The organism is Caulobacter sp. SRI_008, from assembly GCF_057586355.1.
In genome coordinates this window covers 101,887-126,764 of record NZ_JBYCZS010000013.1, presented here as the reverse complement: position 1 = coordinate 126,764, position 24,878 = coordinate 101,887, and the positions used below count along the sequence as shown (strand labels likewise).

Here is a 24,878-nt window from a genome sequence, read left to right as displayed (position 1 = left end):
GCGCCCGCATCCCCATGGGTGTTGCGTCGCGGCGTCCGGTTATCGACGGACGCCTGACTGGGTTCGCTTGAAAGCGCCAGCCCGATCGCTTGAGCGACCCGATCTCTGAGGGCGTTGCTAGCCGACGGAGCGCTTTCGAACAAGATCGTCAGGCGCCCCCAGCTCCGCATGATCGATCGCGGCCTGGTCAAGGGGCAACCTGTCGATGGACAGGCGCACGCCCTCCGGCGCAAATCGCAGGCGCGGCGGCGCGCCGTCCGGCAGGGCGCGTGCGATCATCCGGGAACCAAACCCGGTCCTCGCCGGCGGGACGACCCGCGGCCCGCCGCGTTCTCTCCAGCTGAAACGCACAGCCGTTTCATCGACTTTACGCCAGGAGATGGCGACGCCCCCCTGTCCGCCGCTGAGCGCGCCGTACTTGATGGCGTTGGTGGTCAACTCATGCAGAACCAGAGAAAGGCCGAACGCGGCCTTGGCGCCGATCGTGATTTGAGGCCCCCGCATGCTGACCTGATCCTCCCGGCCAAAACCCGCCAGGGTGCGACGAAGTAGGGTCTCCAGATCGGCGCCCTGCCCCTGGCCCGTGCGCAGCCAGGGCTGAGCCTGGGCCAGGGTCGACAACCGGGTCGCCAGGATGGCTTGGGCTTCCGGCAGGGACGCGGCGGTGCGCAGCGTGCGAGAGGCGATCGCCTGGACCACGGCGAGCATGTTCTTCAGACGATGGTCCATCTCGGCGACCAGGAGTTCGGCCTCCTCCTGACGCCGGTGCTGCTCGCTGAGATCGACCGCCACCCCTAGGATGCGGTTTTCGTCCGGGCCCCGCGCGCCGCCGAAAACGCCGATCCAGCGCGGCGCCCCGCTGTCGAGCCGATGCTCCTCGCAGGGCGAGGACCCCGCCCCACGAACGCTCGCGCGGACGGCGTCGAGGAAGCGGACATCGGCGGCCAAGGGCGCGAGACTTTGGTCGTTCAGCGCCGCCCAGGCGAACCGGTCGCTCGCGGGCTGATAGTCCCAGACACCGAGCACGGGGGTCGTCATGATCTTCTCCCAGGGAAATCCAACTTCAGGGGCGAGGAATGGCGGCGGAGCCCACGCTCGCACCGTTCAGGTTCAGAACGCCCGTCTCGGCGGTGACCGCCGTCGCGTCGATCGGGCCGGAGTTCTGCTGTTCCGCCTCAACCGCTACGTCCGCCACACCACCTTCGCCAACCACCACGGTCACGATGTTGAGATTGGCGATCGATCCGATGCCGGGCAGGCCGGCGAAGCCGCCTCCTCCGGCGGCGTTGATGGCGCTGGCGCCGGCGGAGGACGCCTCCTCGGTTTTCTTGATCTGCCACATGGCCATGGCGCGGGTCAGGGCGACCGAGCCGCCGCGCACGCGATAGGACCATGGATGGCTGTTGAGCCGGTCGTCGGCCGAGGCCGCCGTCGCCGACAGCATGACGGTCGATGCCAGGAGGATGAAACCCAAGCGCATTGTAAGGACTCCTTCTGTGAGCGCCCTGGCCTCGGCCTCGCCGAGGCCAGGGACTTGTGGCCTAGAGCGCCGACGGCAGCGTGCCGACCCGGACCGTGGCCGAGCCCAGATTGCCGATGGCGGTAGCGGTCGCGCTGGCGATAGCGCCATCGAAAGCGCCGAGATTGCTGGCGCTGTTCATGGTCACGGCCGTGGTGGCGCGCGCATCGACGACGCCCGCGCTCAGTTGGGTCAGGTCGGCCGACATCAAGGCGTTGGTGACGTAGCCGCCGCTGGGATCCATGCCCACCATCTCGGCAGGCGGCGCGGCGACGTCGAAGGTCGCGGTGTTGCTGACCGCTCGGGCCTCGGAAGCGGCGGCTGCATCCATGACATCGACCGCCGTGGCCGTCGCCGTGGTGTTGTGCGCGGTGTAGAAGCCCGAGCCGAGATCACTAATCGCCGCGTCGGCATAGGCATAGTTGGGATTGGTCGCGGTCGGGTCGGCCACCGTCGGGGTCGCGCCCGAGGCCGGATCGACATGGCCCAGATGAAACTGGCCGATGGACACCGACAGCGGGACCTCGGAGCCGGCGGAATAAACGTTGGCGTAGGACGAGGCGTTGGACTCGACAAGGCCGACGTCGCTAGCGCCGTCCAGCGGGCTCACCGCCGGCAGGACCGTGGCCCGGCTGTCGGACTCGGAATGGACGTCGCCCAGATAGATCTGGCGAGCCTGGACCGCCATGTCGCCCGTCGGCATCGCCGTCAGGGTCGAGGTGGCGGTGTGCGTGCCCGTGTTGGTGCGGCTGAGCGTCCAGGTCCAGTTCACCGTGTCGAACGCCATGGCCGGAGCGGTCTGCAGCACGACGGCGATGCCGAGCGCCAGCGGGGCGGTGGACCGCAACAGGATTTTGGGGGTCATCGGGTCTTTCCTTTTTTCGGGAGGGGCAGAGCCGTCGCGCCATCCTCGACGAGGCGGCATTCCGTGGTCTGGGGCAGGCCCAGGTAGTCCGTCATGATCTGGTGAGCGGCCATCTCGACGACGGACCGGACGCCGAGCTGCAACGGCTCGTTCCGGATGCGCCCGGCGTCCAATTCGATGAGGCTGGTGTTGAAGAACCGGAAGACGTTGGCCTCGACCTCGCGCCCTACGATCCGCTTCTGCAGGCTGGAGACGTAGACGATCTCCATCGAGCGGGCGTCGATCAGGCGCAGGTCCAGCGCCACATTGACCACGGCCCTGCGGCCGCCTGCCCCGACGCCCTTGACCCAAAGACCGACACCGTCGCTGACGATGTTGTAGTTGAGTTCGGTCAGGGCGCCGGAGATAATAAAGTCGATGGTGCGCGGCGCCTCGCCCTTCGGCGCGGCGGCGACCATCCCGGCCTTGCGGAGGTTGGTCTCTTGGTTGACGAGCCGAAGGTCGGCGCGTTCCAGCAGCCTGACCTTGCGGGTCTTGTAGAGCGCGCTGACCAGCATCTCGGCCGAGCCCTGGCTCAAGGCGTAGCCATGGTCGTTGACGCTGAACTGTCCGGTCCTGTCGGCGACCTCTCCAACCGCGATCACAGGCAGATTGTCGCCCGGCGCATCAGCCAGGGCCGTCAGGCATCGCGAATAGGGCGTGTCGTTGCCCGTCACCGGATAGGCGTCGGCGAGGACGGGCGAGGCGCAGGCGGCAAAGAGGCATGCCAACAAGGCGACCTGGCGGCGACGGGAGGGATGGCGGACATCGATCATGCCGCTGGTCTAGCGGTCGGATCGGAGCACCGGCAGCGAGACCGCGCCGATCCGGCGTGATCTCACGCCGACCACTCCGGATCGGTGGCGAAACCGCCCTGCGCTGCGTCTCTGGCCCGTATCGGAAAGATCCCGAACACCGGAGCTAAGCCCATGCCGAACACTCGCAGGATCCTGATCGTCGATGACGACCCCGACTTCGCCCAGGTCATGACCGAGGGCCTGCAGGACCGCGGTCATACCTGCCGCGCCGTCAGTGATCCCGACCTCCTGTCGACGGCCGACTGGCTGTGGGCCGAGGTGGTGATCACCGACCTGGAACTGGGCGGCGAGCGAGACGGTCCGCAAATTCTCCGCCGCATGCGCCTGGTCAGGTCACGTCCGACGATCCTGATGGTCAGCGGCCACGACCCCACGGTCCTGGCCGCTGCTTCGCGCTCGGCCGAAGATCTGGGCTATGTCGTCGTCGCCGCGATGTCCAAGCCGCTGTCCATCGTGGCGCTGGCCAAGGCCGTGGCCCTGGCGGAGGCGCCCTCGCCCACCCGTCCGCTGAACGCGCCCGGTCCCATCGACTTGGAGAATCTGCGCGAAGGGCTCGCCAACGGCGAGATCCGGGTCGTGTTCCAGCCCAAGGTGAGCCTGACGGACGGCGCCTGTGTCGGCTTCGAGGTTCTGGCCCGCTGGACATCGCCGCGCCTTGGAAACATCGCTCCGGACCGGTTCATTCCTGTCGCCGAAACTTCAGAAGCCATCTTCTCCCTAACCCAGGCCGTCTTCGACCAGGGCCTGGAAATGCTGGCACGCTGGCGCGGCGACGGTCTCGTCACGTCGCTGGCGTTCAATGTCTCGGGGCGGGTGATGGCCAGCGACGGTCTGGTCGAATGGCTGCGGGTGATGATCGCCCGCCACGGGGTGACGCCCCAGCAAGTCATCCTGGAACTGACCGAAACGGCGGCTGAACCCATGCGCGGCAAGGCGCTCGAGAACGCCGCGCGCCTGCGACTGGCCGGCTTCGGCCTCTCGCTCGACGACTTCGGCGCCGGCGAGAACCGGTTCGAGCGCTTGCTCGGCCTGCCGCTGACCGAGGTCAAGCTGGACAAGCGGTTCGCTCAGTTGATCGGCAAGCCACATGGAAGGCGGGTGATCGACGGCGTCCTGGCGCTGACTCGATCGCTGGGCATGCGCTGCGTTGCCGAGGGCGTCGAGGACCAAGCCACCCAGGAAGCGTTCGCGAGTAGCGGATGTGAGATGGGTCAAGGCTGGCGCTTCAGCCCGCCGCTGTCAGCAGCCGACTGCGTCGCCTTCATGCAAGCTGCGCCATATGGCCGCACCAAATCCAATGTTTATCAATAGCATACCTAGCAATAGCCAAGCTCCGACCATGACATTGCTCAATGCGCTCATCGTTGAGGATGATCCGGACTGCGCCGAGGCCATCGGCGAAATCCTCGCCGACTCCGGCTACCGGATCACCCACGCCGCCAGCCCAGGCCAAGCCCTGGAGGTCATGGGCCGTGAGCCGGCGATCGCCGTGTTGGTGCTCGACCTTCATCTGCCCGAGATGGATGGCCTCAGGCTCCTGCGAGAGCTGCGTACGGTCGCGGGCGAGCGCTCCGCCTCGGTCCAGGCGCTGCTCTGTTCGGGCGCGGCGGCGTCCAACGATCTGGACGCGGCGATGCGAGACGGTGTGTCGGCCTACCTGCCCAAGCCGATTGAGCGCGCCAAGCTGCTCAACGCGATGACGGACGCCGCCCGGCGCTATCGCGACCTCGAAGCCGATCGAGGTTCCAGGGCCGCGCTGCTGGATCAGTTTCGCAAGCTTGAGGACGGGTTCACCAACGCCGCCCGCCAGGTAGCCTGCCTTCTGGACCTGCCCACGCCAACGCCTTCGTCCATCGAGGAAATCGCCTCGCCCGGCGTGGATCGCGCCTGGCGGACGGTCAATGTGCGCCGCCTTCTGCGGGAGGCGCGCCAAATGGATCGGATCCTGTCCCAGCTTGGCCTGGACGGCGTCGAGTGGCGGATCCTGCTGACCATGGCCGAAGCGGACCTGGGCTTGGGCGAGGCCGCCGCTACCGGCGTAGCGCTCGACTCCGGCGCAAGTACGTCCGCCGGACTACGCCGGATCGCCGCCCTGGAGGAGCGCGGCCTGCTCATGCGGCGCGAAGACCCGGAGGATGGCCGTCGGACGATGCTGCAGTTGACCGAGGACGGTCGCGATCTGGCCGGCCGCGCGGTCACCGCGATCATGGCGGGGCGCTCCTGATGACGTTCCGGGCGCGCCTCATCCTGAGCGTCGCGGCCATCGAGGCGCTGTTGTTGGCGGCTTTGGCGGCGATCCTGCTGACCTTTGGCGAACAGGCCGCCCAGGAGCGCATGCACGCCGAATTCGACGCCAAGGCCAGGCTGGCGGCGATAGCTCTGAAGGCGCCGGTCGCGGCCGGCGACAACCAAACGATCCAGGCTCTCACGCGCGACCTGGCGGGCTCGGGAGACATCCTGCGCCTGAAGGTGACGCGCGCCGATGGGGTCGTGCTCGCCGAAGCTTCCACCTCAGCGCACCTCCCCCATCGACCGATCCTCGCCAGCGCACGGATCGTCGACCGGGGCCGCACCGTCGGCGTGGTGACCGTGCAGGCCTCGGGCGATTTCCTGGAACAGATCCTCATTGGCGCTCGGCTTAGACTGACCCTGGCGGCATGCGGTCTGCTCGCGTTGTCCGCTGCGGCGTCGTGGTGGCTCGGAAGCCTGCTGACCCGTCGTCTGAGCGCCCTGCGGCGCACGGCGGACGCCGTGGCGCGGGGCGCCTTCGAGCAGCGGCTGCCAGAAGACGGGCCGCCAGAGCTGGCCGCGGCGGCGCGAGCGATGAACGCGATGGCCGCCCACCTTGGCGAACTCTACGCCCGCCTCGACCGCGATCTGGCCGAACGACGCAGGGCCCTGGCCTCGACCTTCCATCACATGGGTCAGGGGGTGGTGATCTTCGATGCGGAGGGGCGACTGGTCGAGGCCAACAATGCCTTCCCGAGCCTCGTCGGCCTCCCCCCTGAAGCGGTCACTCAAGGCGTCACCCTGGACGAGCTCGTCGATCTGCACGTGGGCGCCCAGGCCGAGGCGTCCCCTGATAGCCTGCGTCTTGAAGCGCTCTGCCGGAGCCGCGATTGGCCAGGCCCTTCATTGGCTTTCGAAATCCCGCTGGCGGACGACAGGGTCGTCGCCGTCCAGCGGACCCGGCTGCCGGACGGCGGCTTCATCGGCATCCATGAAGACGTGACTCGCCAGCGCCAGGACGAACGCCGCCTGCTGCACGCGGCGAAGCTGACCACGCTGGGCCGCCTGGCCACCGCCGCAGCTCACGAACTGAACCAGCCGCTCAACGTCATCCGCCTGACCTCCGAGAACGCCGCGGCGCGCCTGGACGCAGGAACGGCGACTCCTGAATATCTGGGCGAGAAGCTTGGGCGGATCGCCGCCCAGACCGAGCGCGCAGCCAGGATCATCGATCACATGCGCATCTTCGGACGCAAGCCGGAGGACGAGGCCCGCCTGTTCGACCTGGGAGACGCAGTCCGGTCCGCCTCCGAGTTCTTCGGCGAAACGGCGCGGATCAAGGGTTATCAGCTGGAGCTTTCGGTCGAGGAAGGATTGATGGTCGAAGGCCATCCGATCCTGATCGAACAGGTCGTCGCCAACATCCTGTCCAACGCCTTCGCGGCCCTGAACTCGACCACGCCCGCCACGCCGCGTGTCACCGTGACCGTGGCTTCGCGCGGCGGGCGAGCCCATGTCGAAATCGCCGACAACGCCGGCGGCGTGCCCGAAGCCATCCTGCCCCAGATTTTCGAACCGTTCTTCACGACCAAGGCCGACCGCGAAGGCACCGGTCTTGGCCTGTCGATCAGCTACGGCATCATCGCGGACATGAAGGGGCGCTTGGCGGTCCTCAACACCGCCGAGGGCGCGGCTTTCCACTTTAACCTTGCGTTGGCCTGCGCGAGATCCGCCCAACGCACGTCTTGAAGATCGAAGAGCGCTAGCAGCGGAGTTTGGCGCGTATGCAGAAAGACGACCTCAAGCGCCGGACTGCTAATTTTTGACCGCCCAGTATTCTGGCGTGACTACGACGAGATAGCGCTTTTGGCGTGCGCCCGACCGATCAACGCGTCCAAAGACCAGTCACCGCCTCCGCGGGCGATGAGAGGCACGAGGATCGCCGCCCAGCTGAGATGGGTGGGCCAGGCGTCGGGATAGACGAAGATCTCGATGACCAGGGTCATGCCGAGCAGAGCCGCAGCGGACAGGCGAGTGAACAGCCCCGCGACCAGCAGCAGCGAAAAGACGTGTTCGGACACGGTCGCCGCCACGGCGGCCACGGCGGGAGGAACCAGCGGCAGTGCGTATTCGGTCTGGAAGAGCGCGTACGTCCCGTCGGTGATGTGGAAGATCCCGTCGACCTTGGTGCGGCCCGAGGTGAAGAAGACGGCGGCTGCGCCCAGGCGGGCGAGCAGCAGGAGCAAGGCGTCGGGCGCCAGCCTGGCGGCGGCGCGCGCCAGACGGTCATGGACCGCGATTAGAGAAACCATCGAGAATCTCCGAAAGTGGCGCGACCGGAGCCCGCAGGCTCCGGCCGCCGCAGATCGAGCCCTAGGGTAAGGCTTGCGGGATCAAACCTTGGGCGTCAGGGAGCCGGCGCCTTTGGGCGTCTTGATCTTGGTGCAGGTTCCCGCCTTCACCAGCTTCCAGGCGTCGCCCTGGTAGTTGGCCTTGGCGGTGCCCGCACAGCTGGTGCCAGCGCCGGCCTTGCAGTCGTTCTTGCCCGCCAGCGCCACGCCGTAGCACTTCTCCATCGCGGGCTTTGCGTCGGTCGCGGCAGCCTGAGACACGGCGGCGGCGAGGGCGAGGGTGGCGGCCAGGACCGCAGGGGTGGTGCGCATCGGTCTTTCCTTGCGAATGGGCCTCGGCGCATCACCTCCACGGAAAAGCGTTGGGGCCTGCGCCGACCCGGAACGAGGCTGGAGAAGCCCGGGTCTCATCGTCAGTTCGAAGGAACCGGCCGTCGCGTTACAGCGATCGTAAAATATAGGATCATGCCGCTGTAACTTTCCGACCAGCTTCGCCGAACCCTTGTCGAGGAGCATGAATGCGGGCGGACGAGGACGTTTTGCGCAGCCTGATGATCGATGGGTTGGACGGCGACGCCGCCGCCCACGCCGCGCTGCTGCGCCTGCTCGTTCCTCTGCTGCGAGGCTTCTATCGGCGCCGCGCTCGCGGATCCGAAGACGATATCGAGGACCTTGTGCAGGAAACCCTGATCGCGACGCACACGCGGCGAGCCAGCTACGATCGCAACCGGCCCTTCACCGCGTGGCTGTTCGCCATCGCACGCTACAAGATGATCGATCATTTCCGGCGCGCCGGCCGACTGCGGCCGATCGAGGGCCTGGAAGAGACGCTGCTGGCCGAAGACAGCGAGGACGGCGTGAACGCCCAATTGGACATCGAACGCCTGCTCGCGTTGCTGCCGCCCAAGCAGGCGCGCATGATCCGCGCCACGCGCATCGACGGGCTCAGCATCGCTGAGGCGGCCGCGGCCGACGGCATCGGCGAGTCCGACGCCAAGGTGTCGGTGCACCGGGGCCTGAAGGCCCTGATGGTGCGCATCGTCGGAGATGCGCGATGAAGACCGACGACCTCATCAACAGCCTCTCCGGAGACGTGCGCCCCGTCCGCCCTGGCGCCGTCGGTCGCCGCCTTCTGATCGGGCTTGTCCTGGGCGCGCTGGTTTCGGGCGGCCTGCTGGCGATCTGGAGCGGCCTGCGCCCCGACCTTGGCGCGGCGATGGGCGGCTTCACGTTCTGGATGAAGTGGGGCTACACGCTGTCGCTGTCGGCGGCGGCTCTGGTGCTGACGGCGCAGCTGGCCCGCCCCGACAGCGTCAGGCTGCGCGGACTTTGGCTGCTGGCGATCCCGGTGCTGCTGTTGGCGGGCGTAAGCGCCTTCGACATGCTGCGCACGCCACCCGGCGATTGGCTGGCCATGTGGCTGGGCCACAGTTGGAAGAGTTGCCCTTGGCGTGTCCTGGCGCTGTCCGCGCCGATCTTCGCGGGCCTGCTTTGGTCGTTCCGGCGCCTGGCGCCGACGCGGCTGCGCGCGGCGGGCGCGGCGGCCGGGCTTTCGGCCGGCGCCTTCGCCGCCACCGTCTACTGCCTGCACTGCCCCGAAACCTCGGCGATCTTCGTGCTGACCTGGTACTCGCTTGGCATCCTGCTGACGACGCTCGCAGGCGCCGTCCTGGGGCCGCGCCTGCTGCGCTGGTAATTTCGAGCGTCCTGTAACCGACGCTCCCGCTGCGCCGAATGGATAGGGCCAGCCTGGCTGAACCCTCAATCGGAGACCTCACATGACCATCGCCTACACCGGCCTGAGCCTTGCCGCCGCTGCTGCCGTGGTGGCCGTCGCCGCCGCCTCGACCCCCGTCTTCGCCACCGAGGCGGGCGCCAAGGCCGAAGTCGTGCACTGCTACGGCATCAACAGCTGCAAGGGCACGTCCGACTGCAAGACAGCCAAGAACGACTGCAAGGGCAAGAACGACTGCAAGGGCCAGGGCTTCAAGGCCATGACGCTCAAGGCCTGCAAGGCGGCGGGCGGCGACACCACCGAACCGAAGTGATCGCCCCCGGCCCGGCGCGCCGTCGCCGGGCCGTTCTTCTTTCCGGAGAGCGCCCTGATGTCTGTTGTTCCGTTCGCCGGCTTCGGGCTTGGCCTGCGCAAGCCGCACTATGCCGAGTTCCTGGAGCGCCAGGTCCCCGTCGACTTCGTCGAGGTGATCTCGGAGAACTTCATGGTCGAGGGCGGGTGCCCCAAGCGGATCCTGCGCCAGGTACGCGCCCGCTATCCGGTGGCGCTGCACGGCGTGTCGATGTCGCTCGGATCGGCCGACGGACTGGACCCGCGCTACCTGGAACGGCTGCGCGCCCTGATCGACGAGATCGATCCGCTGTTCGTTTCCGATCACCTGAGCTGGTCGCGTATCGAGGGATTCAATTCCCACGACCTTCTGCCCCTGCCCTATACGCGCGAGGCGCTCGACATCGTCTGCGCCAACATCGATCACGCCCAGGCGGTTCTGGGCCGCGCCCTGCTGATCGAAAACCCGTCGACCTATGTCGACCTGCAGCCGGCCGACATGACCGAGTGGCAGTTCCTGGAGGCGATCTGCGCCCGCTGCGGCTGCCAGCTGCTGCTCGACGTCAACAACGTGTTCGTCAGCGCCAGCAACCACGGCTTCGATCCGATCGCCTATCTCGACGGACTGCCGCTCGACAGGGTCCGCCAGATCCACCTGGCCGGCCATAGCCGCGGCCAGGCGATGCTGATCGACACCCACGACCAGCCGGTGCCGGACTCGGTGTGGCGGCTCTACGCGCATGTGGCGCGCAAGCTTGGTCCGGTGGCGACCATGATCGAGCGCGACGACGACATCCCCCCGCTCGCCGAGCTGCTGGCCGAGGTGGAAACCGCGCGGGCGATCGCCGCGGGCGAGATCGTGAGGGCCGCATGAGCCTCCTGGCCCTTCAGCGCGACATGCGCGCCTGGCTCGCGTCCGACGACGAAACGGCCGCCGGCCGGATCGGCCAGGAGGCCGTACGAGGCCTGCAGGTTTATCAGAACAACTATCGCAGCCAACTGCTGGCATGCCTGGAAACGACCTTCGTCCACACCCTCGCCTGGATCGGAGCCGAGGCGTTCACGGCCGCGGCGGCGACCCATGTCGAGCGCGTCCCGCCCTTGAGCTGGACCCTCGACGCCTATGGACAGGACTTCCCGCAGACCCTGGCCGCCCTCTTACCCGATGAACCCGAGGTTGCGGAGTTGGCCTGGATCGAACAGGCCCTTGACCGCGCCTTCATCGCGCCCGACAGGGCCGCGCTGTCCGCGACGGATCTGACCGACATCGATTGGGACCGCGTCGTGCTGCGCCTGACTCCCAGCCTGGATATGGCCTGCCCGACGACCAATGCCGCAGCGATCTGGTCGGCCCTGGCCGACCAGGCCGAGCCGCCGGCGGTCGAACGCGTGGTCGAGGCCGACGCGATCCTGATCTGGCGACAGGGCGAGGTCCCACGCATGCGGACGATCGACCGGCACGAGCAGCATGCCCTGGCCGCCGCCCGTTCGGGCGTGACCTTCGCAGCGCTGTGCCAGGAGGCAGAGGCCCGCTTCGGAGACGACGGCGTCAACCGCGTCGGAGGCTGGCTGGGCGCATGGATCCGCGACGGCCTGATCGTCGGCGTGACAGCGACCAACGTCCGGCATGATGCCTGACGGCGCTACTCGCGATGAATCTTGCTGGCCTGCCCGGGAGCAGCGGAAACCGCCGCTGACAATTTCTATGCCTGTCGCATAGGCGCCCTAGGACGATTGCCCTAGACATCTAGGTCGCTTGACCTATGGTGACGTTTGATGATGGAGGCTCGGATGTCGGCCGCTGATACGCGCAAACAGATTGTGGAGGCGGCCGATCGCTTGTTTTACGAGCGCGGTTTTGAAGCCACCTCGTTTGGCGACATTGCATCCGCCACAGGCCTTTCGAGAGGCAATTTCTATTATCACTTCAGAACCAAGGACGAGATCCTCGATGCGGTGATCGCGCTACGCTTGATCAACACCTCGGCAATGCTCCAGGCCTGGGAAGGCCAAAGTGCGCACCCCGCCGATCGTATCCGAAGCTTCATTGCGATCCTCGTCGTCAACCAGACCAAGATCATGGCGCACGGTTGTCCCGTCGGTGCGCTTTGCGTTGAGCTTTCCAAGCTGGATCACTCGGCCCTGCCGGCTAGCGCGGGCCTCTTCAGACTCTTTCGGGATTGGCTGAAGCTGCAGTTTGAAGCCCTCGGACAAGCGCAAGAGGCGGACGCGCTGGCCATGCACGTGCTGATGCGCAGCCAAGGCGTGGCCACGCTCGCCACGGCCTTCAAGGACGAGGCCCTCATCCGCCTCGAGGTCGCCAATCTGAACGCCTGGCTCGACGCGCGGATTTCCGCCCCCGTCCAACCTCCTTCCCTTTGCGTGTAGGAAACACGATGTTCGTGATCACTCTGCGTTTCGCCGACAAAAGCTGCGCGCCATCTCTGATGGATAGTCATAACGCCTGGATCAGGCAGGGCTTCGAAGATGGAGTTTTCGTGCTGGTCGGAAGCCTGCAGGCCGGCGTCGGTGGCATGATCCTCGCCCATGGCGCGACGCGGGATGAGGTCGATAGGCGCGTCCAGGAGGACCCGTTCGTCGTGGAAGGCGTCGTGACCGCGGAGGTCGTGGAGGTCGTCCCGGCCAGGACGGACGAGCGCCTGACTTTCCTGAAATCACCGCCTGGCTGAGACGCTTCGGTTTGGTCGCCACAATGATGTTGTTCATGGCGGCATCCTCACCACCCAGGTCCGCGAGATTTCGCGGATGAAGGCGCTGGTCGGTGATCTGAAGGATCATCCCAAGCCACGCTCAGGCAAGGATCTGTCGCCTGCCTCAGCCCCGTAAGCTACGGCTCGCACGGCGGAGCCGGTGCGGCCTGCCCGCGTGTTTTGCCTTTCGCCTTTAAACGGCGATAGCCGGCCGTCAGCAGCAAGGCGACAGCGATCAGGGCGATCACCCCGCTGAGCGCGCCCGCGGCGTGCCCGACGATGAGCCAGGCGTCATGTGTGAGGACGCTGACGGCGAGTCCGCCGATCACGAGCAGCGCGCTGACCGACAGCAGGCGGCGCGCCAGGTCGAGGATCCTCACCGTCCGGGCCCCGGAACCTCGGGCGTTGGTTGCGCCCCTGCGCGCCGGCGCGGACGGGTCCAGGCCCTGGCCAGGGCGTGATAGAGCGGCGTTGGTGAAATCGCCTCCGAGCATCGGCGTGCGACGAGGGTGCAAAGCAGCAGCGGGCCGACTAGGCCCGGATCACGTGTCATCTCCATCAGGATCACCGCGCTGGTCAAAGGCGCCTGAACCACGCCGGCCAGATAGCCGGCCATGCCCAGGGTGACGGCCTCGCGGCCGCCCGCCCACGGCGCCAGGTGCGCAAAAAGCGCGCCCAGGCCCGCGCCGGTCGCCAGAGACGGCGCGAAGATCCCGCCCGGCGCGCCACTGGCCGCGGCGGCCAGGGTCGCCACCCACTTGCCCGCCGCGAGGGTCCCGCCGGACGCAAACCCGCCAAACAGCAGCGACTTGGCCTCACTGTACCCCGCGCCATAGGTCGCCCCGCCGCTGGCCAAGGCCGCCCCCACCGCCGCCAAGCCGCAAAGCGCGGCGAAACCGACAGGCCTCGCATCCTTCCAGCGTCGTACCGGATTGTCTCCGACCAGCACGGCGGCCATCAGCCGGGAAAAAAGGCCGCCCACCAGGCCCGAGGCCACGCCGATCAGAGCCGCGCTGATCCACGCGTTCCAGCCTGCCGAACCCGACATATTGCCGAAATAGGCATAGTTTCCCCCCAAGGCGAAGGCGGCCACGCCCGCGGAGACCACGGCCAGGATGACGACGGTGTTGGCGCGCTTGTCGAACCCGCGCGCCAGTTCCTCGACGGCGAAGACGATGCCGGCGATGGGGGTGTTGAAGGCGGCCGAGACGCCCGCCGCGCCGCCGGCGATCAGAAGGGTACGCCGCCCCGGCCCGCCCCGCAGCCATCCGGTCAGGAACACCATCACCGCGGCGACCACCTGCACGGTGGGGCCCTCGCGGCCGATCGAGCCGCCGCAAACCAGCAGCAGGGCGGCCAGGGCGATCTTGACCAAGGCGGTGCGAAGCGAGACCCGGGCGTCGTGGATCTTCTCGCCGTCCAGGCCTCGGCCGCGCCCGATCTCGCCGGCCGCGATCACCTGCGGGATGCCGCTGCCGGCCGCCGCCGGCGCCAGACGGCGCATCAACGCCACGCACAGCGGCAAGCCGACGACGAGCAGGACCGGCCCCAGCCAGGCCCGGCCGGCGATCAGCCGCGCATGGACGTCCATCGCCTCGTCGCAAAGCTTGGCGAATCCCACCGCCGCGCCGCCGGCGACGACGGCGGCGGCGACGACCGCGCCGGTGCGCAGCGAGCGGCGGGCGCGCAGACGCACCAGCTTGCGTTGGCGCTCGAGACGTTCCAGCGGCGAGGACATGGACAGGCGTTCCGTCGGCGGGCGCGAACTGAAGCGAAGGTTCAAATTACATCGTGTCACGATGTATATTCGCCTACCGGATCGGCCGCCGGTTGGTCAAGCGTCAGGCGCCGCCTCCCCCGGTCCGACGTTGATCGCGTCGATCCCGGGGCTCGCGTGCTAGCATGGCTAGGCCGCAAGCCGCGCGGCGCCGGATCGTACGCCTTGCCCGCATCCCCTCTGCCCCACGCTGAAGCCCTTGCCGCCTCCATTGCAAACGAGGCGGCCCTGCAGCCGCAGGACTATCGCGCCCTGGCGGAGTTTCGCCAGGCTATCCGGCAGTTCCTGGCGTTCAGCGAGGACGGCGCGCGAGCCCACGGCCTGTCGAGCCAGCAGCATCAGGCCCTGCTGGCGATCAAGGCCCACCCAGGTCCGGAGCCGATCTCGATCGGGCAGTTGGCTCAGAGCCTGTTGATCAAGAACCACAGCACGGTCGAGCTCGTGGCCCGGCTGGTCGAGCAAGACCTCGTGGCGCGGCGTAGCGCCGAGGCCGATCGTCGCCGCGTGGTGCTGGAACTGCGGCCCCGCGGCGCGCAGATCCTGGAAACCATTTCGCGGCGCAATCTGGCCCGGCTCGACGACGGGGCCGACATCCTGGCCGAGATCATCGCCACGGCGCGACGAGCCGGCGCCCGCCCGGCCTGACAGCTCGAGCTATCCGACACTTTATTGGCCGTCCGATCGGGCCGATGCGGCGGACCGACGCCGGGCGACCCAGGTCAGGATGGCCATTCCCGCCAGGGACGAGGCCAGTGATCCGGCAAGCACGCCGATCTTGGTCTCATCGACCAGACGCAGATCCTGGAACGCCAGGCCGCCGATGAACAGGCTCATGGTGAACCCGACGCCGCAGAGCACCGCCACGCCGTAGAGCTGGGCCAGCGAGGCGCCACGTGGCAGGCGGGCCCAGCCCAGCTTGATCAGGCCGAAGGCGACACCGAACACGCCCAGCTGCTTGCCGACGAAGAGGCCCAGGGCCACGCCCAGCGGCACGGGATCGAGCAGAGCTGCAAGTCCGACCCCGGCGAACGACAGGCCGGCGTTGGCGAAGCCGAAGATCGGCGTGACGCCGAAGGCGACGGGCTTGTGCAGGGCGTGCTCCAGCCGGTGCAGCGGCGAAGCCTTGCCGCCGCGCAGCGGCAGGGTCAGGGCCAGGGCGACGCCAGCCAGGGTGGCGTGGATTCCCGACTTGAGCACCAGGAACCAGAGGACCGCGCCCAGCAGCAGGTAGGGCCAAAGGCTCATCACCTTCAAGCGGTTGAGCCCGATCAGCGCCACCAGGACGCCGCCCGCCCCGGCCAGGGCCAGCAGGTGCAGTTGGGCGGTGTAGAACAGGGCGATGATCACGATGGCCGCTAGATCGTCCATGATGGCAATGGCGGTCAGGAAGATCTTCAGCGAAGTGGGGACACGCGGCCCCAGCAGGGCAAGAACCCCGAGGGCGAAGGCGATGTCCGTGGCCGACGGAATGGCCCATCCGGCAGCGCTGGCGGGGTGCTTGAAATTGAAGGCCAGATAGATCGCGGCCGGCAAGACGACGCCGCCCAGGGCGGCGGCGCCCGGCAAGAGCACATCGGCGGGACGCGACAACTGCCCATCGAGGACCTCACGCTTGATCTCCAGCCCGACGAGCAGGAAGAACAGGGCCATAAGGCCGTCGTTGATCCAGTGCAGGAGGCTCTCCTCCAGACGCACGGGGCCAAGGCCGAAGCCCAGGTGCAGGTCGAGCGCGCGGAAATAGCCGCCAGCCAGCGGCGAGTTGGCCACGACCAGGGCCAGGGCCGCGGCGGCCATCAGTACATACCCGCCGGCGGCCTCATTGGCGATGAACGCCTTGAAACCGGTGAGCGAACGTCGGGCGAACTTGTGGATCATGGCCAGTCCTCGTGACGGCCGAGCCAGGCATGGCGGATGTCGTCGACCGAGATCCGCCGCGCCCCTCGGGGGTTGCGACGCGGCGTCCGGTTATCGACGGACGCCTGACTGGGTTCGCCCGACGGCGCCAGCCCGGCCGCGGCGCGGCCCGATCTCTGCCTTCGAGATAGCAAAACCTCGGACCAAGACAAACCCCTCGCCCGTCTCGGGACGCGAAGACCTCATCGCCCCACGAACGGCCACACCCAGGCGATGAGGCTGGGCGCCGCCAGCAGGATCAGGACGGTCAGCGGCGCGCCGAGCCTGGCGTAGTCGCCGAACCGATAGCCGCCCGGACCCAGCACCAGGGTGTTGCACTGATGGCCGACGGGCGTGAGGAAATCACAGCCGGCCCCCACCGCCACGGCCATCAGGAAGGGATCGGGGCTGAGGCCCAGGTGCTTAGCCAGGCCCAGGCCGATCGGCGCGACAATCAGCACGGTGGCGGCATTGTTCAGGAACGGTGTAGCGGCCATGGCCACCGCCATCATCGCTGTCAAGGTGAGAAGCGGCGGAAGACCGTGGAACGCGCCCGACAGCCAGCCGGCGATCAGGTCAGTGCCGCCGCTGGCCTGCACGGTGTCGCTGACCGGGATCAGGGCGGCGACCAGCACCAGCACCGGCGCATCCAGAGCCGCATAGGCCTCGCGCATCCGCAGCGCGCCGGTGGCGACCACCAGCACGGCGGCGGCGAAGAAGCCGCCGGCCACCGGCAGGACGCCAAACGCCACCAGCAGCATGGCCACGGTCAGGATGGCGGTCGGCAACAGGGCGTGGCGAAAGCCGCCCAGGCGGACCTCGCGTTCGGCCAGGGGCAAGCAGCCCAGCGCCTGCAAGGCCGTCGGCAGCAGCTGTTCGGCGCCCTGCAGCACCAGGATGTCGCCGGCCTTCATCTTCACAGTCGCCAGGCGCCCGGCCATGCGATAGCCCGCCCGGCTGACGCCGAGCAGGTTCACGCCATAGGTGTCGTTGAGGGTCAGTCCCCGGGCGCTCTGGCCGATCAGATCGGACTCCGCCCCGATGACCGCCTCGACCACTCGAACCTCGTCGGTGGGCTCGTCCATGACGACCGGGCGGTCGGCGTCGCTGAGCTTGAGCCTGGCCTTGACGATCAGTTCGTTCAGCGCCTGTTGCTGACCCTCCAGCAACAACACATCGCCGGGCAAGACTTTGCGATTGGGATGGGGAGATGCAATGCGTTTGCGGCCGCGAAGCAGGGCCACGACGACGACCGCCTCCCCCGCCGCCCTCTGCAGGTCGCCCACCCGCGAGCGCTCGAAGCTCCAGCCTTCAGGGATTTCCACCTCGGTGACATAGGCGTTGGCGGCCAGGGCCGCGTCGATGTCGATGGCCGCGGTCCGTCCCTTGGGCAGCAGGCGATAAGCGAAGGCCAGATAGACAATGGCCAGAACCGCCAGGGTCCCGCCCACAGGCATGAAGTCGAACATCCTGAACGGCTTGCCCAGCGCCTCCTGCCGCACCTCAGAGACGATGATGTTGGGCGAGGTGCCGACCAGAACGGCGAGGCCCCCGACCAGCGAGCCGAACGACATCGGCATCAGCAGGCGGCCCGGAGATACGCCGGTGTTTCGGGCGATGCGCAGGGCCGAGGGCATCATCAGGGCCAGGGCTCCGACGTTCTTGGTGGCCATCGACAGCACCGTGGTGACCGACGCCAGCACCGGGACCTGGCTGCGCTCGTCCTTCAGGTGCGGCAGCAGCGGCGCCATCAGGGTGTCGACCAGGCCCGAACGCGCGATGGCGGCGCTCAGAACCAGGGCGCTGGCGATGATCACCACGATGTCGTTGGAAAAGCCGTCGAAGGCCGACTTGATCGGGATCAGTCCGGACACCACGCCGACGGCGAGCGCGCCCAGGGCGATCAGGTCGTAGCGCCACCGTCCCCAGATGAAGCACAGCACGGTCGCGCCGATCAGGCCAAAGGACAGTCCCTGTTGCACGGTCACGCGTCGTCGCCCCAAACCCAGGCCGCAAGCCTGACCCAGGGCTAAAACGGGGCAGCCACCGTTCTGTTCAACAGCTGTTCACGGTCGCACCCGCCCACGTCTCAGCCCGCTCAAGTTTTTGACCAGGTCGCGCCGGTTGCGGACCTTGGGTCATTCGGCGCCAAACGAGCGCAACTTCCAGGCGAGAAGCGGGTACCTCAGGCTAAGGCTTCCCTATTCCAACGACGATCCATCATCGGCTTGATAGAAAGAACGTATTCCCATCGGGATCCTGAAAATAGACATGAGGGAACGGCTTTAATTCAGGCGGGCCTAAAAAGGTTACGCCCTTTTCAAGTAGGCGCTCGTACGCGTACTGCACGCTGTCACAGCCAAAGGAGCCGTTAAAAAAGGTGCCAACTCTGTCTTCGTGACCTTCCGGCGTAAACAGCAAGATCCCGGTTTGCGCGCCCGGAATGGAGAGTTCGATCCAGCGTCTGTCACCCAGCGGGCGATCGGTGGTGATGATGAACCCCATCACGCCGGTCCAAAAGGCTAGGGCTCGCTCCTGATCTCTGGTCGGAATTCCAACATAGTTGAGTTTCTTGATCACGAGCCGGTTCCGCGCCACGGGCCGTCAACTTGCGACCACAAACCGGCGTGGTACTGGCTGGTGCGATGAGCGACAAGCAGTACACGCTGGACGCATACGTCCTCGACACCCTCATGCGCGACCTGGTGGGTCACGATCACCGGGCCTCCGCATTTTTGGTCTACCTAGCCTTGGCGGCCCTCGGCGACAGCCGTCCCCGCCTCAGTCATGCCCAGTTGGCGGAACGGACCGGCCTGTCAAAGCGCAGTGTACAGGCCGCGTTGATCCATCTTGCGGGACGAGAATTGATACGCCCCATCCGATCCGGCGCGACCGAGGTGACGCGCTATGAGGTTTTGTCCCCCTGGCGGCGTGCAGCCGAGCGCGCACCCTGCTCGTGAGGCTCAATTTGGCTGCCACAACTCAACCAGCGTGCCGTCTGGGTCCTGCACCCAGGCGAACCGGCCGAAGGCGTTGTCGTCGTCGCGCTTCAAAATAGTGACGTTCAGCGCTCGCAGCCGAGCGATGATCGCATCCATGTCATCCACGGCGAAGTTGACCATGAACTCGCGCGTTGACGGCGCCATGTGATCAGAGCTCTGTGGGAAGGCCATCCATGAGATCTTGGGAGGGTGGCCAGGCGCATCGTATGGGAGCGCCGCACCGCCCCAGGCGGCGACATCCAAACCAAGGACATCGCGATACCAGCTGGCCAGAGCTTTGGGATTCTTGCTCTTGACGAACACGCCACCAATGCCGGTGACACGGCCGACCGGCTCAGCCATGACCGTCCCCTGCCAGGCAAGCGCAATGGCGATCGGAAAAAGTAGTCTCAATAGCACTTTCATACATGCCGCTCCCCTCAGGTTCGCCGCGGGTTTCCGCCTACCCGACGGTTGTAGATCGGGCAGACCAAAGCGCCCACTAGCGCAACAACTGCTATAGTAACCGTTGATGAGCGATGGCTTCGCATCAAGATGAGCTGCTATAGGCCAGGACGCGGATCGGCTGGCCCGCGCCAATTAGCCGACGTTAGCCCATTGCCGGAAAGCGGAATTTCGACGCTGCACGGGCAGTCGGCCGCTCTCTCTCCACAAGCCGACCAGCCTCAGCGGCCTAGCCGCTCTTGGATGAACCCGTCCACAGCGTCGGTGTAGTCGCCGGGCAGGCCCAGGGTGCGGTTGATGTTCGCGTGGGTAAGGGGCTGGGGCAGGACCGGCATCGGCACGCCCGCGCGCTTGGCCAGGGCCTGGAAGGTGCGGGCGTCGTCGCAGGGCTTGTCGGGACGCTTGGTCGAGCAGACCAGCATCATCGGCACGGCCGAGGGCGTCCACTGGTCCATAGGCGAAGCCTGCGCCCAGCTGGCGGGATCATCGCCGAAAGCCTCGTCGTAGAACTTGGGATGGCGGCCGGCCATGGTCTTGGAGATCTTCATCGCCGCGGAGTCCAGCACCACCGTTCCCGCCCAGGGCCCGCCGACCATTTCGGGCTTGGACGACAGGAGCGCGACGATATGCGCTCCGGCCGAATGGCCCATCAGGATCAGCTTGCGGTCGCTACCTCCCCAATCAGCGGCGTGAGCCTGGGTCCAGCGCAGGGCGGCGGCGACGTCCTGAGCCTGCGCATAGGCCATGGCCTGGGGCAGCATGCGATAGTTGACGCTGACAAAAACATAACCGCGGGGCAGCCAGCGCCGCAGCTTGTTCTCGACCGAGCCGGTATTGGCCTTATCGCCGATCTTCCAGGCTCCGCCGTGGACCATGACGATCACGGGCGCGTCGCGCAAAGCGCCCGGCGGGACGTAGACGTCCACAGCCTGGGCCGGGTCGGCGCCGTAGGACGCCGTCAGCTTGCGGGCGCCGGGCAGGATGGCCTGGAGGTCGATCGGACGCTCCTCCTCGGCTTTTTTCGCCTGCAGGCGCTGCATCATAAGCTCGCGCATCTTGCCGCGCAGTCCGATCTGGGCGTCGGCGGCGCTGGTCATGGCAAGGGCGGCGGCCAGGCTCATGGTGAGCAGATGGGCCTTCTTCACGGGCGATCTCTTCGAAGGGGAAGGCGGGCCGGCGCGGGGGCTCACGCCGGCCCTGGTTGCGATCAGGGACGGCTGACCGTGCCGCTGACCGAACGGATGTCGCCGTCATAGCCGGTGCGGCTAGCGTTGTAGCTGTACGAGCCGTCGCCGTTGTTGACGACGCTGGTCGCTCGGCTGGCCGAGGCGCCGTTGTTGAACGTGCGGCTGGCCCCGCCCGAATACGCGCCGTCGCCCCAGTTGGCGCTGCGCTGGCTGGCCAAACCGTAGCCGCTGTTGGTCTGGGTCCCGCGCGACACCGAGACAGCGCCCGGCTGGCGATTGACGTTGCGGTCGTGGACATAGCCGCGACCAGAGGCGCCTTGGACGCGCACGGTGCGACCGTGCTGGCCAGCCTCCGCGGCGGGGGCGATTGAGATGAACAGGGCCGCGGCGGACAGGCCGGCGGCAAGAACGGACTTACGCATAGTGTCTCCGTCGGTGGAGTGACGTCCCTCGTCGCCCGACAGAAACCACGTGACAGGGTTCTCCTTGATGTTTCGCCGTCGACGAAACGTATCGAAATGTAATCGTGGCCCACGCGGCCTTTTCCGCGCCGCCCGCCTCGGGCAAGGCTTTCGACATGATCGACAACACCCTGATCGCGGTCGTCGAGGACGACGCCGAGATCCGCGACCTGACGTTGGGCCTCTTGCGCCGCGAGGGCTGGGAGGCCGTGGGCTGCGAGGACGCCGCCGCCTTTGACCGCCTGGCCGCCCGCCGCCGGGTCGACCTGGTGCTGCTGGACATCATGATGCCCGGCGAGGACGGCCTGTCATTGTGCCGCCGCCTGCGGGCCGTGGGCGACGTGGCGATCTTGATGGTCACGGCCAAGGGCGACGACATCGACCGGGTCATCGGCCTGGAGATCGGCGCCGATGACTACCTGGCAAAGCCCTACAATCCGCGCGAGCTCCTGGCGCGCGTCCGCGCCATTCTGCGGCGCACGCGCCAGGTCCATCACGTGGCCGCCGCACCGCCGGGCGAGGTCTACGGCTTCGCCGGCTGGCGGCTGGACTCGGCGAGCCGCGATCTCGTCGATGCGCGGGGCCAGCCGGTGGCCCTGACGGGCGGCGAGCACGACCTCCTGATGGCCTTCTTGCGCCATGCCCAGCGGGTGCTGAGCCGCGATCAACTGCTCGACTGGACGCGCGGTCGCAGCGCCAGTCCTTTCGACCGTTCGATCGACGTCCTGCTGGGGCGCCTGCGTCGCAAGCTGGCCTCAGGCGCCGGCGGCGAAGGGCTGATCAAGACGGTGCGCGGCGGCGGTTATCTGTTCAGTGCGCCGGTCGAGCGTCTCTGATGGCGCTGCTCGACAACCTCTCCTGGCGCATCGCCGCCATCCTGCTGACGGGACTGACGGTCCTGCTGGTTCTGGGCGCGGTCCTGCTGATCTGGCCTTCGGACAACGGCGGCGGTGTGCGCTTCTACCAGCTGCCGCAGCCGGCCGAGGCGATGGCCATGGTTGAGGCCCTGGACGCCTCGCCGCCGTCAGCTCGCCCGGCCGTGATGAAGGCGCTGGACACCGGGGTGATCCGGGCCAGCCTCGCCGCGGACTTCCCCGCCCCCCTGCGCCGGGCCCGCCCGGCAGACGCCCACGATCCGGGCTATGCCGCCTACGCCCTAGCTCTGGGAGAGCGTGACTGGCGCATCGAGGTGCGGCGCGGCGGACGCTTGCGCGACGGATACATGCCCGGCCGTGCAGCCCTGCGCCTGTCGGTGCGGCTGGAGGATGGATCGGTCCTGACCCTGCGTCGCCGCGCGCCCGAGGCGGCGCGGCGCTATCTGGGCCGCATCACCCTGGCCTGCGCCGCCCTGCTGGCGGTGACCCTGATGATGATCATGATGGCCGTGCACCAAACGACACGACCGGTCGCGAGCCTGGCCCAGGCCGTGGCGCGGTTTGGCGATGACCTGGACGCCGCGCCGCTGCCCCAAAGCGGGCCGCGCGAGATCCGCGAGCTATCGGGCGCCTTCAACACCATGCGCGGGCGCATCCGCGGCCTGGTCGACGAGCGCACGCGCATGCTTGCCGCCATCGCCCACGACCTGCGCACCTACCTGACCCGCCTGACCCTGCGGGCCGAGTTCATCGCCGATCCCGAGCAGCGGACCAGGGCGGTCAAGGACCTCTTCGAGATGTCCCAGCTCCTCGACGACACCCTATTGTTCGCGCGCCAGGAGGCCGGACGCGGCGGAGGCGCGCGGCCCGTGGAGGTGCGCCGCGAGCTGGAGACCCTGGTGGCCCTGCGTGCCGAGATGGGCCAGGATCTGACGCTGTCGCCCGGTGCGCCGATGACCGCCCAGGTCTCGCCGGTCGCGCTGCGGCGGATGCTTAACAACCTCGTGGACAACGCCGTCGCCTACGGCGGAGCGGTGACGCTCATGGCTGAACTCGTCGATGGCGAGGCGCGCGTCGCGGTGCTGGACCGCGGCCCCGGCCTGCCCGACGCGGCGCTGGCCCGCATCGCCGCCCCGTTCGAGCGCGGCGAGGCTTCGCGCAACCGGGACACCGGCGGGGCGGGCTTGGGTCTGTCGATCGTCCAGGCCTTGGCCAAGGCGCATGGCGGCCGACTTGTCCTAGCCAACCGCAACGGTGGCGGGCTGTCGGCGACGGTGGTGTTGCCGACGGCATAGATCACGAGACCAGGCTGTCGATCCAACGCCAGGGATCGACGTTGGCTGTCGAGCCCCCCTCCCGGGGTCCGATCTGGCCAATTGACGCTTTGGGACATTGGAGCGAACAATTTGGGACATTTTGGGGAGCGCCTCAGGGATCGTCGCGATGACGAAATCTCGCGTCAAAACTGGCCGCCCAGCATTGGGCCCGACCGTGGTGTCGCTCATCCGTGAGTTTCTTCCGAAGGGGCTTTGCTCCGCGGAAGCCGTCGCGGCTCGCCTATCAATAGATCGGCGGACGCTTCATCGGAGGCTGATGATCGAGGGCGGCAGCTATTCCGCCTTGCTCACCCAGGTGCGGCGGGAGTCGCTTGTCCAGCAAGGTGTTGGAGCGAAGGCGAGCGCTGGCGACCTGGCGCGCGAGCTTGGATTTTCCGGCCCTTCGGCGCTTGGCCGGTGGCGAAAGGCCGTCGAGGGACAAGCTTGGAAGGCGCTCTCGTTCGGCTCGGGGCGTACTTACTGGAGAGACGGTGACCGGTACCGGTTTTTGGTCGCGTTGGAGGTCCCGAAGCGGTCCACGGCGAGCCCAACGCGACGAACTCGGTGAGGAGGACCGCCCTCTTCTTCTGTCCCAGAATGTCGCATTTGCGGGTGGGTAGATACGTCAGGACCAGGTCATAAGCGCCTTACCACCCTGCTGGACTCGAACCACAATATGGCCAATGAAAACAGATACTTATGAAGGCAACGGCGGGTCGCAAAGCCGTTTCAATTGAAACGAAAATACTTCAAGCCATTGATTTTAAAAAGAAAACAGTTCTCGGAAAATGTTGGCGCCCTCTGTTGGAGATGCGTGAGAACTATTCCTACGATATTCCCCCCGTTCGTACGCCAAGGCGCGACAAGGGCAAGAAACGTCCAAAACGATAGCACGAATCCCATTCTAGTTTTTCGCTTCCAGAGGGCTGGCCTGTTGGACCCAGTAGCGGCTGGGCCGCGGCTCGACTCGGCGCATGCTGCGGTTCTCGGAGTTCCGTCATGTCCGCCCTGCCCAACAGCGTCATTTCGATCGAGGCCCTTCGCGCGGCCGAACAAAACCTCGCGCTGGTTCGCTGGCTTGAAGGGTCAAGCGCCTATATCGGCAATGAGGAACTGGCAGGTCTGTACCTGGAGGCTGTGGGACTTACGGCTGATCGGCAAACCCTGCGCGACCGTCTCGATGATCTGGAGCGACTGGGCCTGATCACCATTCGCTACGAGAAGGCGCTGCGCGTGGTGTCCCTAACGGCGCGTGGCGGGGATGTCGCGTTGGGCCGCCTAGCGGTCGAGGGCGTGCGCCGTCCAGGCCCGGATTGCGCTTACTAG

Annotated in this window: 29 protein-coding genes; 15 read left to right on the top strand and 14 right to left on the bottom strand. The window is 67.3% G+C overall.

Annotated elements, in window-relative coordinates; translation table 11 throughout:
* Positions 1-117: 117 nt before the first annotated feature.
* The 4 genes from AC2YHT_RS13620 to AC2YHT_RS13605 form a co-directional block, all read right to left on the bottom strand.
* Complete coding sequence (locus AC2YHT_RS13620; RefSeq protein ID WP_487290332.1) at positions 118-1,038, bottom strand: sensor histidine kinase; 921 nt, start codon at positions 1,036-1,038, stop codon at positions 118-120.
* A gap of 25 nt (positions 1,039-1,063) precedes the next feature.
* On the bottom strand, positions 1,064-1,480 hold the full coding sequence (locus AC2YHT_RS13615) for a hypothetical protein (protein ID WP_487290331.1): 417 nt from the start codon (positions 1,478-1,480) through the stop codon (positions 1,064-1,066).
* A 61-nt stretch (positions 1,481-1,541) separates the two neighbouring features.
* Positions 1,542-2,384, bottom strand: a complete 843-nt coding sequence (locus AC2YHT_RS13610; RefSeq protein WP_487290330.1) for a hypothetical protein — start codon at positions 2,382-2,384, stop codon at positions 1,542-1,544.
* On the bottom strand, positions 2,381-3,199 hold the full coding sequence (locus AC2YHT_RS13605; protein WP_487290329.1) for a CsgG/HfaB family protein: 819 nt from the start codon (positions 3,197-3,199) through the stop codon (positions 2,381-2,383). The genes AC2YHT_RS13610 and AC2YHT_RS13605 overlap by 4 nt, the downstream gene beginning before the upstream one ends.
* Positions 3,200-3,352: 153 nt before the next feature.
* On the opposite strand from AC2YHT_RS13605, the gene AC2YHT_RS13600 reads away from it, so the two are divergent.
* Genes AC2YHT_RS13600 through AC2YHT_RS13590 form a run of 3 tightly spaced genes read left to right on the top strand, consistent with a single transcriptional unit; the run spans position 3,353 to position 7,219 of the window.
* The gene (locus tag AC2YHT_RS13600) at positions 3,353-4,552 is read left to right on the top strand and encodes an EAL domain-containing response regulator (protein ID WP_487290328.1); all 1,200 of its coding nucleotides are present in this window, start codon (positions 3,353-3,355) and stop codon (positions 4,550-4,552) included.
* 28 nt (positions 4,553-4,580) lie between these two features.
* Positions 4,581-5,465 (top strand): response regulator, encoded by an 885-nt coding sequence (locus AC2YHT_RS13595; protein ID WP_487290327.1) that lies wholly within the window; start codon positions 4,581-4,583, stop codon positions 5,463-5,465.
* The gene (locus tag AC2YHT_RS13590) at positions 5,465-7,219 is read left to right on the top strand and encodes a sensor histidine kinase (RefSeq protein WP_487290326.1); all 1,755 of its coding nucleotides are present in this window, start codon (positions 5,465-5,467) and stop codon (positions 7,217-7,219) included. Before AC2YHT_RS13595 ends, AC2YHT_RS13590 begins: the two co-directional genes overlap by 1 nt.
* Before the next feature lie 98 nt (positions 7,220-7,317).
* Here AC2YHT_RS13590 and AC2YHT_RS13585 read toward each other — a convergent pair whose 3' ends face one another.
* Entirely contained in the window at positions 7,318-7,782 is a 465-nt protein-coding gene (locus AC2YHT_RS13585; protein WP_487290325.1) for a DoxX family protein, read from the bottom strand.
* A gap of 81 nt (positions 7,783-7,863) precedes the next feature.
* On the bottom strand, positions 7,864-8,133 hold the full coding sequence (locus AC2YHT_RS13580; RefSeq protein WP_487290324.1) for a BufA1 family periplasmic bufferin-type metallophore: 270 nt from the start codon (positions 8,131-8,133) through the stop codon (positions 7,864-7,866).
* A gap of 206 nt (positions 8,134-8,339) precedes the next feature.
* Here AC2YHT_RS13580 and AC2YHT_RS13575 point away from each other — a divergent pair, with 206 nt between their 5' ends.
* From AC2YHT_RS13575 to AC2YHT_RS13545, 7 genes are all read left to right on the top strand, one after another.
* Entirely contained in the window at positions 8,340-8,879 is a 540-nt protein-coding gene (locus tag AC2YHT_RS13575; protein WP_487290323.1) for a sigma-70 family RNA polymerase sigma factor, read from the top strand.
* Positions 8,876-9,517, top strand: a complete 642-nt coding sequence (locus AC2YHT_RS13570) for a DUF1109 domain-containing protein (protein ID WP_487290322.1) — start codon at positions 8,876-8,878, stop codon at positions 9,515-9,517. The genes AC2YHT_RS13575 and AC2YHT_RS13570 overlap by 4 nt, the downstream gene beginning before the upstream one ends.
* Positions 9,518-9,599: 82 nt before the next feature.
* Positions 9,600-9,869, top strand: a complete 270-nt coding sequence (gene bufA2, locus AC2YHT_RS13565; protein WP_487290321.1) for a BufA2 family periplasmic bufferin-type metallophore — start codon at positions 9,600-9,602, stop codon at positions 9,867-9,869.
* A 57-nt stretch (positions 9,870-9,926) separates the two neighbouring features.
* Entirely contained in the window at positions 9,927-10,760 is an 834-nt protein-coding gene (bufB, locus tag AC2YHT_RS13560) for an MNIO family bufferin maturase (RefSeq protein ID WP_487290320.1), read from the top strand.
* Positions 10,757-11,524, top strand: a complete 768-nt coding sequence (locus AC2YHT_RS13555) for an HvfC/BufC N-terminal domain-containing protein (RefSeq protein WP_487290319.1) — start codon at positions 10,757-10,759, stop codon at positions 11,522-11,524. The genes bufB and AC2YHT_RS13555 overlap by 4 nt, the downstream gene beginning before the upstream one ends.
* 153 nt (positions 11,525-11,677) lie before the next feature.
* Positions 11,678-12,274: a TetR/AcrR family transcriptional regulator gene (locus AC2YHT_RS13550; protein WP_487290318.1), complete on the top strand. Its 597-nt coding sequence runs from the start codon at positions 11,678-11,680 to the stop codon at positions 12,272-12,274.
* Between the two features lie 8 nt (positions 12,275-12,282).
* A complete protein-coding gene (locus AC2YHT_RS13545; RefSeq protein ID WP_487290317.1) occupies positions 12,283-12,576 on the top strand; it encodes a YciI family protein in 294 nt (97 codons plus the stop codon).
* 158 nt (positions 12,577-12,734) lie between these two features.
* Here AC2YHT_RS13545 and AC2YHT_RS13540 read toward each other — a convergent pair whose 3' ends face one another.
* Positions 12,735-12,977: a hypothetical protein gene (locus AC2YHT_RS13540; RefSeq protein ID WP_487290316.1), complete on the bottom strand. Its 243-nt coding sequence runs from the start codon at positions 12,975-12,977 to the stop codon at positions 12,735-12,737.
* Complete coding sequence (locus AC2YHT_RS13535) at positions 12,974-14,335, bottom strand: chloride channel protein (RefSeq protein ID WP_487290315.1); 1,362 nt, start codon at positions 14,333-14,335, stop codon at positions 12,974-12,976. The genes AC2YHT_RS13540 and AC2YHT_RS13535 overlap by 4 nt, the downstream gene beginning before the upstream one ends.
* A 204-nt stretch (positions 14,336-14,539) precedes the next feature.
* Here AC2YHT_RS13535 and AC2YHT_RS13530 point away from each other — a divergent pair, with 204 nt between their 5' ends.
* Positions 14,540-15,019 (top strand): MarR family winged helix-turn-helix transcriptional regulator, encoded by a 480-nt coding sequence (locus AC2YHT_RS13530; RefSeq protein WP_487290314.1) that lies wholly within the window; start codon positions 14,540-14,542, stop codon positions 15,017-15,019.
* A 21-nt stretch (positions 15,020-15,040) separates the two neighbouring features.
* On the opposite strand, the gene nhaA is transcribed toward AC2YHT_RS13530, so the two are convergent.
* From nhaA to AC2YHT_RS13515, 3 genes are all read right to left on the bottom strand, one after another.
* A complete protein-coding gene (nhaA, locus tag AC2YHT_RS13525; protein WP_487290313.1) occupies positions 15,041-16,249 on the bottom strand; it encodes a Na+/H+ antiporter NhaA in 1,209 nt (402 codons plus the stop codon).
* A 221-nt stretch (positions 16,250-16,470) separates the two neighbouring features.
* Entirely contained in the window at positions 16,471-18,255 is a 1,785-nt protein-coding gene (locus tag AC2YHT_RS13520) for an SLC13 family permease (RefSeq protein ID WP_487290312.1), read from the bottom strand.
* Between the two features lie 232 nt (positions 18,256-18,487).
* Complete coding sequence (locus tag AC2YHT_RS13515; protein ID WP_487290311.1) at positions 18,488-18,847, bottom strand: VOC family protein; 360 nt, start codon at positions 18,845-18,847, stop codon at positions 18,488-18,490.
* A gap of 65 nt (positions 18,848-18,912) precedes the next feature.
* Here AC2YHT_RS13515 and AC2YHT_RS13510 point away from each other — a divergent pair, with 65 nt between their 5' ends.
* Complete coding sequence (locus tag AC2YHT_RS13510; RefSeq protein ID WP_487290310.1) at positions 18,913-19,227, top strand: helix-turn-helix domain-containing protein; 315 nt, start codon at positions 18,913-18,915, stop codon at positions 19,225-19,227.
* A gap of 3 nt (positions 19,228-19,230) precedes the next feature.
* Here AC2YHT_RS13510 and AC2YHT_RS13505 read toward each other — a convergent pair whose 3' ends face one another.
* From AC2YHT_RS13505 to AC2YHT_RS13495, 3 genes are all read right to left on the bottom strand, one after another.
* On the bottom strand, positions 19,231-19,674 hold the full coding sequence (locus tag AC2YHT_RS13505; protein ID WP_487290309.1) for a VOC family protein: 444 nt from the start codon (positions 19,672-19,674) through the stop codon (positions 19,231-19,233).
* A 260-nt stretch (positions 19,675-19,934) separates the two neighbouring features.
* Positions 19,935-20,858: an alpha/beta hydrolase gene (locus tag AC2YHT_RS13500; RefSeq protein WP_487290308.1), complete on the bottom strand. Its 924-nt coding sequence runs from the start codon at positions 20,856-20,858 to the stop codon at positions 19,935-19,937.
* Between the two features lie 62 nt (positions 20,859-20,920).
* Positions 20,921-21,322 (bottom strand): hypothetical protein, encoded by a 402-nt coding sequence (locus tag AC2YHT_RS13495; protein WP_487290307.1) that lies wholly within the window; start codon positions 21,320-21,322, stop codon positions 20,921-20,923.
* Between the two features lie 155 nt (positions 21,323-21,477).
* On the opposite strand from AC2YHT_RS13495, the gene AC2YHT_RS13490 reads away from it, so the two are divergent.
* The 3 genes from AC2YHT_RS13490 to AC2YHT_RS13480 all read left to right on the top strand — a co-directional run bounded on the left by AC2YHT_RS13490 (position 21,478) and on the right by AC2YHT_RS13480 (position 24,878).
* A complete protein-coding gene (locus tag AC2YHT_RS13490; RefSeq protein WP_487290357.1) occupies positions 21,478-22,197 on the top strand; it encodes a response regulator in 720 nt (239 codons plus the stop codon).
* Positions 22,197-23,531, top strand: a complete 1,335-nt coding sequence (locus tag AC2YHT_RS13485; protein ID WP_487290306.1) for a HAMP domain-containing sensor histidine kinase — start codon at positions 22,197-22,199, stop codon at positions 23,529-23,531. Before AC2YHT_RS13490 ends, AC2YHT_RS13485 begins: the two co-directional genes overlap by 1 nt.
* A gap of 1,020 nt (positions 23,532-24,551) precedes the next feature.
* The gene (locus tag AC2YHT_RS13480; protein WP_487290305.1) at positions 24,552-24,878 is read left to right on the top strand and encodes a hypothetical protein; all 327 of its coding nucleotides are present in this window, start codon (positions 24,552-24,554) and stop codon (positions 24,876-24,878) included.

Excerpts from the sequence above, each read along its gene's own strand:
- AC2YHT_RS13620 (WP_487290332.1), bottom strand. The coding sequence starts at position 1,038 with ATGACGACCCCCGTGCTCGGTGTCTGGGACTATCAGCCCGCGAGCGAC.
- AC2YHT_RS13615 (WP_487290331.1), bottom strand. The coding sequence starts at position 1,480 with ATGCGCTTGGGTTTCATCCTCCTGGCATCGACCGTCATGCTGTCGGCG.
- AC2YHT_RS13610 (WP_487290330.1), bottom strand. The coding sequence starts at position 2,384 with ATGACCCCCAAAATCCTGTTGCGGTCCACCGCCCCGCTGGCGCTCGGC.
- AC2YHT_RS13605 (WP_487290329.1), bottom strand. The coding sequence starts at position 3,199 with ATGATCGATGTCCGCCATCCCTCCCGTCGCCGCCAGGTCGCCTTGTTG.
- AC2YHT_RS13600 (WP_487290328.1), top strand. The coding sequence starts at position 3,353 with ATGCCGAACACTCGCAGGATCCTGATCGTCGATGACGACCCCGACTTC.
- AC2YHT_RS13595 (WP_487290327.1), top strand. The coding sequence starts at position 4,581 with ATGACATTGCTCAATGCGCTCATCGTTGAGGATGATCCGGACTGCGCC.
- AC2YHT_RS13590 (WP_487290326.1), top strand. The coding sequence starts at position 5,465 with ATGACGTTCCGGGCGCGCCTCATCCTGAGCGTCGCGGCCATCGAGGCG.
- AC2YHT_RS13585 (WP_487290325.1), bottom strand. The coding sequence starts at position 7,782 with ATGGTTTCTCTAATCGCGGTCCATGACCGTCTGGCGCGCGCCGCCGCC.
- AC2YHT_RS13580 (WP_487290324.1), bottom strand. The coding sequence starts at position 8,133 with ATGCGCACCACCCCTGCGGTCCTGGCCGCCACCCTCGCCCTCGCCGCC.
- AC2YHT_RS13575 (WP_487290323.1), top strand. The coding sequence starts at position 8,340 with ATGCGGGCGGACGAGGACGTTTTGCGCAGCCTGATGATCGATGGGTTG.
- AC2YHT_RS13570 (WP_487290322.1), top strand. The coding sequence starts at position 8,876 with ATGAAGACCGACGACCTCATCAACAGCCTCTCCGGAGACGTGCGCCCC.
- bufA2 (WP_487290321.1), top strand. The coding sequence starts at position 9,600 with ATGACCATCGCCTACACCGGCCTGAGCCTTGCCGCCGCTGCTGCCGTG.
- bufB (WP_487290320.1), top strand. The coding sequence starts at position 9,927 with ATGTCTGTTGTTCCGTTCGCCGGCTTCGGGCTTGGCCTGCGCAAGCCG.
- AC2YHT_RS13555 (WP_487290319.1), top strand. The coding sequence starts at position 10,757 with ATGAGCCTCCTGGCCCTTCAGCGCGACATGCGCGCCTGGCTCGCGTCC.
- AC2YHT_RS13550 (WP_487290318.1), top strand. The coding sequence starts at position 11,678 with ATGTCGGCCGCTGATACGCGCAAACAGATTGTGGAGGCGGCCGATCGC.
- AC2YHT_RS13545 (WP_487290317.1), top strand. The coding sequence starts at position 12,283 with ATGTTCGTGATCACTCTGCGTTTCGCCGACAAAAGCTGCGCGCCATCT.
- AC2YHT_RS13535 (WP_487290315.1), bottom strand. The coding sequence starts at position 14,335 with ATGTCCTCGCCGCTGGAACGTCTCGAGCGCCAACGCAAGCTGGTGCGT.
- nhaA (WP_487290313.1), bottom strand. The coding sequence starts at position 16,249 with ATGATCCACAAGTTCGCCCGACGTTCGCTCACCGGTTTCAAGGCGTTC.
- AC2YHT_RS13510 (WP_487290310.1), top strand. The coding sequence starts at position 18,913 with ATGAGCGACAAGCAGTACACGCTGGACGCATACGTCCTCGACACCCTC.
- AC2YHT_RS13505 (WP_487290309.1), bottom strand. The coding sequence starts at position 19,674 with ATGAAAGTGCTATTGAGACTACTTTTTCCGATCGCCATTGCGCTTGCC.
- AC2YHT_RS13495 (WP_487290307.1), bottom strand. The coding sequence starts at position 21,322 with ATGCGTAAGTCCGTTCTTGCCGCCGGCCTGTCCGCCGCGGCCCTGTTC.
- AC2YHT_RS13490 (WP_487290357.1), top strand. The coding sequence starts at position 21,478 with ATGATCGACAACACCCTGATCGCGGTCGTCGAGGACGACGCCGAGATC.
- AC2YHT_RS13485 (WP_487290306.1), top strand. The coding sequence starts at position 22,197 with ATGGCGCTGCTCGACAACCTCTCCTGGCGCATCGCCGCCATCCTGCTG.
- AC2YHT_RS13480 (WP_487290305.1), top strand. The coding sequence starts at position 24,552 with ATGTCCGCCCTGCCCAACAGCGTCATTTCGATCGAGGCCCTTCGCGCG.